This is a genomic window from Mycolicibacterium stellerae (assembly GCF_003719305.1).
In the GTDB taxonomy this organism is placed as follows: Bacteria; Actinomycetota; Actinomycetes; order Mycobacteriales; family Mycobacteriaceae; genus Mycobacterium; species Mycobacterium stellerae.
Genome location: NZ_RARC01000007.1, coordinates 222,848 through 228,964 on the forward strand (window position 1 = coordinate 222,848; position 6,117 = coordinate 228,964).

A 6,117-nucleotide genomic window follows, 5' to 3' on the forward strand; every position below is an offset into this window, starting at 1 on the left:
ACGGACTTCACACGCGAAAAACGCGAGACGAAGACAGGAGCGCGAAGACATGACCGACACTCAGGTCACCTGGTTGACCCAGGAGGCGCACGACCGGCTGAAGGCTGAGCTGGACCAACTCATCTCCCACCGACCGATCATCGCCGCGGAGATCAACGACCGCCGCGAAGAGGGCGACCTGCGGGAAAACGGCGGCTATCACGCCGCACGCGAGGAGCAGGGCCAGGAAGAGGCCCGGATCCGCCAGTTGCAGGAGCTGCTGAACAACGCCAAGGTCGGCGAGGCGCCCAAGCAGTCCGGTATCGCCCTCCCCGGCTCGGTCGTGACGGTGTTCTACGACGACGACAAGTCCGATAAAGAGACCTTCCTGATCGCCACCCGCCAGGAGGGTGTCAGCGACGGCAAGCTCGAGGTCTACTCGCCCGCCTCGCCGCTCGGCAGCGCGCTGATCGACGCCAAGGAAGGCGAGAGCCGGACCTACACGGTGCCCAACGGCAACACCGTCAAGGTCACGCTGGTCAAGGCCGAGCCCTATCACTCCTGACGCAAACGCGTCCGAGCCAGCCAGCTAAAGTCCGTCCGTGGCGCAGATCGCCGAGGACATGTTCTTACTGCTGTTGGACAACGCCGACGCGCAGCCCGGTCTCGACCGGTCCCGACGCGGTCGTGTGCTGTCGGGCGCGGTGCTGTTGGACTTGGCCCTGCTGTGCCGGGTCCGTCCTTCGATGAACGGTGAGGCCGTCGCGCCGGGGCGGTTGGTGGCCCTGGCCGGGCCGATGCCGCTGGACCCCATCATGGACCCGGCGTTCGAGTTGCTTGCACGGCGGCCGCTCACTCCCGCCGCCGCGGTGTCCAAGCTGCGTCGCGGGGTGCAGGACAACATCGCCGGGTTTCTCGAGCACACCGGGCAGATCCGACGTGTTCAGTTGCAGAGCAAGCGATTCCACCATCCGCCCTCGTGGCCGGTGGTCAACCGTGAGCGGGTGACACAGGCCCGCGCAGCGCTGCTGTCGGCGCTGTTCGACAAGGAGCCACCGACACCGCAGACGGCGGCGATCATCTCGCTACTGCACGCCGTTGACGGCCTCGGCGCCCTGCTGAGCCTCAATGACCGCGGCTGGCGATGGGTCCACATGCGCGCCAGCGAAATCGCCGGCGGCGGTTGGGTCGACGAGTCCGAGGCCGCGCTGCCCGAGATGAACCTTGCGGTCACCGCGTCGGCGGTGCGGCCCGCGCTAACCTAGCGCCTGTTCCAGATCTGCGAGCAGGTCCGCCGCGTCTTCGATACCCACCGAAAGTCGAACCAGATCGGCAGGCACCTCGAGTTGCGAACCCGCAGTCGACGCGTGCGTCATCGCACCCGGGTGCTCGATCAGCGACTCCACGCCACCGAGCGACTCCGCCAATATGAAAACCTCTGTCCGCGAGCAGAACTCACGCGCGGCGTCCATCCCCCCACGTAGCCGGACCGACACCATGCCACCGAATGCACTCATCTGCTTGGCGGCCACCTCGTGTCCTGGATGGCTCGGCAGGCCCGGGTACAGCACGCTCTCGACGGCGGGATGGTTTTGCAGGAACTCGGCGACCAGTGCGGCGTTCTCGCTGTGCCGCTGCATCCGCAACACCAATGTCTTCAGTCCGCGCATGGTCAGATAGGCGTCGAACGGACCAGGAACCGCACCCGCGCCGTTCTGAAGGAACCCGAACGCCTCGTCGAGTTGTTGGTCGCTGGTGAGCAGCGCGCCGCCGACGACGTCGGAGTGCCCCCCGATGTACTTGGTCGTCGAGTGCAACACGATGTCGGCGCCCAGCACCAGCGGCTGCTGCAGGGCGGGCGAGGCAAAGGTGTTGTCCACCAACACCTTTATGTTCGACGGGGCGGCGATCCGGGCGATGGCGCTGATGTCGGCGATGGACAGCAGCGGGTTCGTCGGCGTCTCGACGATGACCAGTTTGGTCCTCGGTGTGATGGCGTCGCGCACCGCGTCGAGGTCTGAAAGGGCCGCCGCCGTGTAGTCGATACCCCACTGGGTGAAGACCTTGTCGATGAGCCGGAAGGTGCCGCCGTAGGCGTCGTCGGGCATCACGACGTGGTCGCCTGGCCGCAGTATCGCGCGCAATGCGCAGTCGGTGGCGGCCATCCCCGAGCTGAACGCGCGCCCGAACGTCGCCTCCTCGACCGCGGCCAGCGACGCCTCGAGCGCCGCACGGGTCGGGTTGCCGGTGCGGGCGTACTCGAAGCCGCCCCGCAGCCCGCCGACCCCGTCCTGGGCGAAGGTCGAACTGGCGTAGATCGGCGCGTTGACGGCGCCGGTCTGCGGGTCGGGACGGAATCCCGCGTGGATCGCTTTGGTGGCCAGACCCTGCCACCTGCTGTGCTCGCTCATCACGGCCCAGCGTAACGAGGGGCGCCGCGCGGGATATCGTCAGCCGATGGAACAGTTCCGCCGCGGCGACCTCGTGTTCGACGTGATCGACGCCGGACCCGCCGACGGGCCGGTCGTCGTGCTTCTCCACGGCTTCCCCGAGAGCAACGCGATGTACCAGCCGGTGATCGACCGGCTGGTAGCGCAGGGCTACCGCTGCCTGGCACCCCTGCAGCGCGGCTACTCCCCCGGCGCTCGGCCGAAGCGCAGGCGGGACTACCGCGACTCCGAGCTGGTCGGCGATATCCTCACGCTGATCGACGCCAGCGGCGCACAACGGGTGCACCTCGTCGGTCATGACTGGGGCGCGGCCGTCGCCTGGTATGTCGCCCAACGGTTTCCCGAGCGCCTGATCACTCTGACGGCGTTGTCGGTACCGCACCCGGCGGCGTTCCTGAAGGCCGTCGCGACCAGCCGTCAGGCGGCGTCGTCTTGGTACATGCTGTTCTTCCAGCTGCCGTGGCTACCGGAGCGGCTACTGCTGAGCAAACGGGCGATGGCAGGGTTCATGGCGTCCAGATCGGCGCCCGAGCTCGCCGAAGCCGAGGTGACCGCGATACGGCAGCCAGGCACGCTCACGGCCGCGCTCAACTGGTACCGCGCGATGCCGTTCGGCAACCCCACGGAGACCGCCAGGAAGGTGACCGTTCCGACGATGTACGTCTGGAGCGACGACGACATCGCGTTGAAGGAGAAGGGCGCCCGGCTGTGCGCCGACTACGTCGTCGCCGAGTACCGCTTCGAGGTCCTCGCGGGCGCGTCGCACTGGCTTCTCGACGAGCAGCCTGAAACGGTGGCCGGCCTACTTCTGGAATGGCTCGGCACGCATTCCGGCGCTCGAGCATGACTTGAGCGCATGAACGGCCACACGTCCGTGTCGCCGTTTACCAAGGTGTAGACATGGACCATGAGCGCTACGGCCCGCATCGATGACCTGCTCGACCTCGACGCCCTGCTGACTCCAGAGGACAAGGAGCTGCGGGAGACCGTCCGCCGGTTCGGTGAACAGCGGTTGCGCCCGCACATCGCCGAATGGTTCGAGGCCGGCGAAGTTCCCGTCCGGGAATTGGCTGCCGACCTGGGCAAGCTAGGCATCCTGGGCATGCATTTGGAGGGTTACGGCTGCGGCGGCTCGACCGCAACGGCCTACGGTCTGGTCTGCCAGGAGCTCGAGGCGGTCGACAGCGGTTTGCGCAGCTTGGTGTCGGTGCAGGGCTCGCTGGCGATGTTCGCCATCCATCGGCACGGTAGCGAAGAACAGCGCGAGCAGTGGCTGCCCGCGATGGCCACCGGCGACGCGATCGGGTGCTTCGGTCTGACCGAGCCCGACTTCGGCTCCAATCCCGGCGGTATGCGCACCACGGCAAAGCGGGACGGCTCGGACTGGATTCTCAACGGGTCGAAGATGTGGATCACCAACGGCTCGGTCGCCGACGTCGCGGTGGTGTGGGCCCGCGCCGAGGAAGGTGTGCTCGGCTTCCTCGTGCCCAACGAGACGAAGGGATTCGCCGCCACCGATATGAAACGAAAGCTGTCACTGCGGGCGTCGGTGACCTCGGAGCTGCACCTCGACGATGTGCGGCTGCCCGCCGAGGCGCAGCTGCCGGAGGCGCGGGGCTTGTCGGGTCCGCTGGCCTGTCTCTCGGAAGCCAGATTCGGCATCGTGTTCGGCAGCGTGGGAGCCGCACGGGACTGCCTGGAGACGACGATCGACTACGTCGGCACCCGCGAGGTCTTCGACAAGCCGCTGGCGGGATACCAACTGACACAGGCCAAGATCGCCGACATGGCGGTCGAACTGGGCAAGGCGCAACTGCTTGCGTTGCACCTCGGAAAGCTGAAAGACGAGGGAAGAATCCGCCCAGAACAGGTCAGCTTCGGCAAGCTGAACAACTGCCGCGAAGCGATCAAGATCGCGCGGCAGTGCCGAACCCTCTTGGGCGCCAACGGAATCACGCTGGAGTACCCGGTGATGCGGCACGCCAACAACCTCGAGTCGGTGCTGACCTACGAAGGCACGGCCGAGGTGCACCAGCTGGTCATCGGAGAGGCGCTGACGGGTGTCAGCGCCTTCCGATGAACCAAGCTACGGGGTGAGCGGTGCGACCTGTCCGCCGCTGAGCCGCCGCCAAGCGTAGACCAGGATCAACGCCGCGACGGGAACGGCGACGATAAGGCCGACACCACACAGCAGCGCACCGACGAATGCGGTCGCGACCATGGCCAGCCACGTCACGAACACATTGCCGAAGTTCGCTTTGCTGAGGTCGAAACTCGTCTTCACCGCATCGACCGGTGACAGGTTGCGGTCGAGCAGGGCGACGACGGTGAAGACCAGCATGATGCTGGCGATCACGCCCGGGATGATGCACAGGAAGAACCCGATCGTCGTGATGACGCCGACGATCAATCCCGCGACGATGACCTGGCCGATGTTGCGAGGCCGGAAGAACGAGCCGACCGACACCTGCTGACCGTTGGCGATGTCGAGCACGCCACCGATGTAGCCGGACTGGATTGCGGCGCCGACGATCAGCGACACGAACCAGCCGACGATCGAGATGAGAATCCCGCCGAGACCCATGGACGTACTGCTCCACGAGTACGAGAAGCCGCTCCCGCTTGAGCTGTAATCACTCACGCCGGGGCTGACCGCCGCCTGCAGGAGGTTCACGATCACCTGCAGGACGATGAGGATCAGGCCGTAGACGATCGTCGCGATGATGAGCGGGCCCGCGTTCTTGGTGAACTTGTTCCACGCCCAGGAGAACGCCTCACCGACGTTATACGGTTGTGCGCCACCGTATCCCGGCGGACCCACAGGCGGGTAACCTCCGGGGGCCTGCGAATATCCCGGTGTCCCCTGGGGTGGAGGCGGATATCCGCCTTGCTGGGATGGCGGCGGATAACCACTCGGCGGCGGCGGCGGTGGATAGCCACCCTGCTGTGGCGGCGGGTAACCACCCGGTGGAGGCGGTGGATAGCCACCCTGTTGCCCTGGCGGCGGATAACCGCCCTGTCCCGGCGGCGGATAACCACCTTGTCCCGGCGGCGGGTAGCCGCCGGGCGGAGGTGGCGGTGGAGGATTGTTCATCGAACCTTCCGTAGTTGAGAGTGAGCCCTCTACAGGGCGACGGCGATGGTCGACATGATCTTGTCGGCTAATGTCTGGCGCTTCTGGTCCCATAGCGGGAACAAGTAGCCGATGTAGCAGATGATGGCGTCAACGACATGCGCGATCTGCCGCACTATTGACATGCCGAAACCAATTGGCTGGCCGGTCTTTTCGCTGACAATCTTGAATTTCATGATGGACTTGCCGATGCTCGATCCGGTAGTGCCCTGGCGGTAGCCATAGTTCCAGATCACATAGGCGAGAACGATCAAGCCCGCAAGACCGATCGACACCTGACCGATCGTCGATGCGCCGGTAGCGCAGAACTCACCGAGTTCGTATTCCGAAGTGTCGGTGATGCAGGCGGTCTCGCGGGTACCGATCAGCAGAAGCCAGCCGATGCCGTACACGATGAGGGCTGGGATGTAATCGATGAACCACGCCAATACCCGTGTACCCCAAGGCGTATACGACTCTTTCGGCAATGCTCCAGCTGGTCCGGCCTGTGGCGGGAATCCGCCGTACTGCGGCGGCGGGAAGCCTCCACCCTGCGGGGGTGGCGGCGGGTATCCA

The 6,117-nt window shown here is 65.9% G+C and carries 7 protein-coding genes; 4 read left to right on the plus strand and 3 right to left on the minus strand.

Annotation, left to right across the window (positions count from 1 at the left end; translation table 11 throughout):
• The first annotated feature begins 49 nt into the window (after nt 1-49).
• Nucleotides 50-544 carry a transcription elongation factor GreA gene (greA, locus tag D6M19_RS12295; RefSeq protein WP_123025489.1) on the plus strand — a complete coding sequence of 165 codons (495 nt, stop codon included), beginning with the start codon at nt 50-52 and terminating at the stop codon, nt 542-544.
• Nucleotides 545-581: 37 nt separating this feature from the next.
• Nucleotides 582-1,244: a GOLPH3/VPS74 family protein gene (locus D6M19_RS12300; protein WP_123025490.1), complete on the plus strand. Its 663-nt coding sequence runs from the start codon at nt 582-584 to the stop codon at nt 1,242-1,244.
• Here D6M19_RS12300 and D6M19_RS12305 read toward each other — a convergent pair.
• The gene (locus D6M19_RS12305; protein WP_123025519.1) at nt 1,236-2,390 is read right to left on the minus strand and encodes a cystathionine gamma-synthase; all 1,155 of its coding nucleotides are present in this window, start codon (nt 2,388-2,390) and stop codon (nt 1,236-1,238) included. The two genes, D6M19_RS12300 and D6M19_RS12305, sit on opposite strands and share 9 nt — an antisense overlap.
• Nucleotides 2,391-2,436: 46 nt before the next feature.
• Here D6M19_RS12305 and D6M19_RS12310 point away from each other — a divergent pair, with 46 nt between their 5' ends.
• Together D6M19_RS12310 and D6M19_RS12315 are read left to right on the plus strand one after the other, a co-directional pair.
• Nucleotides 2,437-3,276: an alpha/beta fold hydrolase gene (locus D6M19_RS12310; protein ID WP_123025491.1), complete on the plus strand. Its 840-nt coding sequence runs from the start codon at nt 2,437-2,439 to the stop codon at nt 3,274-3,276.
• A 60-nt stretch (nt 3,277-3,336) separates the two neighbouring features.
• A complete protein-coding gene (locus D6M19_RS12315; RefSeq protein WP_123025492.1) occupies nt 3,337-4,509 on the plus strand; it encodes an acyl-CoA dehydrogenase family protein in 1,173 nt (390 codons plus the stop codon).
• A gap of 6 nt (nt 4,510-4,515) precedes the next feature.
• Here the strand turns inward: D6M19_RS12315 and D6M19_RS12320 are convergent, their stop codons facing one another.
• Entirely contained in the window at nt 4,516-5,523 is a 1,008-nt protein-coding gene (locus D6M19_RS12320) for a DUF2189 domain-containing protein (protein WP_123025493.1), read from the minus strand.
• A gap of 29 nt (nt 5,524-5,552) precedes the next feature.
• The coding region (locus tag D6M19_RS12325; protein ID WP_164478448.1) for an Rv1078 family RDD domain-containing protein at nt 5,553-6,117 on the minus strand (565 nt) is incomplete at its 5' end.

Bases quoted from the DNA above. Each gene is read 5' to 3' on its own strand.
- D6M19_RS12310 (WP_123025491.1), top strand. From the start codon at position 2,437: ATGGAACAGTTCCGCCGCGGCGACCTCGTGTTCGACGTGATCGACGCC.
- greA (WP_123025489.1), top strand. From the start codon at position 50: ATGACCGACACTCAGGTCACCTGGTTGACCCAGGAGGCGCACGACCGG.
- D6M19_RS12315 (WP_123025492.1), top strand. From the start codon at position 3,337: ATGAGCGCTACGGCCCGCATCGATGACCTGCTCGACCTCGACGCCCTG.
- D6M19_RS12305 (WP_123025519.1), bottom strand. From the start codon at position 2,390: ATGAGCGAGCACAGCAGGTGGCAGGGTCTGGCCACCAAAGCGATCCAC.
- D6M19_RS12320 (WP_123025493.1), bottom strand. From the start codon at position 5,523: ATGAACAATCCTCCACCGCCACCTCCGCCCGGCGGCTACCCGCCGCCG.